Raw genomic sequence first — 733 nt, 5'->3', positions numbered from 1 at the left:
TAAAATATAAAAACCAATACGTCAAATCTTTATTTTCAATCAAAAAACAGAATGTTTTCTAGGAAGAAATATGACTCAAATACTCATTATCAATCAAAAAAATAGCGTAAAACAAGCCCTTAATCTTGGAGAAATTGCGCAAGAAATCTCTGCCTCACCCGATTACCTATACCTTATTGAAGGCGATAATCTTTCTCCATTTTTTACCCAACCTATTGAAAATGATTTACTGCTATTCAACCAAGTAGATGGACAACTACAACTAATACTAAAAGACTATTTTCTCTACAATGATAACACCTCTCTCTACTTCTACGACGGTATCAAAGTCAGCTTATATCAACCTAGCCTCCAAACATGGGTGCCCACAGTAGAATTCCCCCAACATCTACTTAGCGAAATCATCTCACTGCCTACCACGCCATCTACCACAGAAGCAGCAACGACATCCTTTAGCACCTTCTCACCGCTAGCCACACTTGCAGGAGTAGGCGTGATAACCGCTGGTGCAATGGCTATATCTCATAATGACAACAATCATAAAGCCACCAAATCACCGGCAGAAACCAAGCCACCGGCAAATACCAATCCACCGGCAAATACCAATCCACCAGCAAATACCAATCCACCAGCAAATACCAATCCACCAGCAAATACCAATCCACCGGCAAGCACCAATCCACCAGCAAGCACCAATCCACCAGCAAGCACCAATCCACCAGCAAGCACCAAT

General features: G+C 41.6%; 1 pseudogene. It reads left to right on the top strand.

The window, feature by feature from the left end:
- Window positions 1-70: 70 nt before the first annotated feature.
- Window positions 71-733 (top strand): annotated as a pseudogene (locus A5N85_RS13640) (hypothetical protein); the annotation flags it as partial.

It is taken from the genome of Suttonella ornithocola, from assembly GCF_001889065.1.
Lineage (GTDB): Bacteria > Pseudomonadota > Gammaproteobacteria > Cardiobacteriales > Cardiobacteriaceae > Suttonella_A > Suttonella_A ornithocola.
This window is presented reverse-complemented; position numbering and strand designations above follow the sequence as displayed.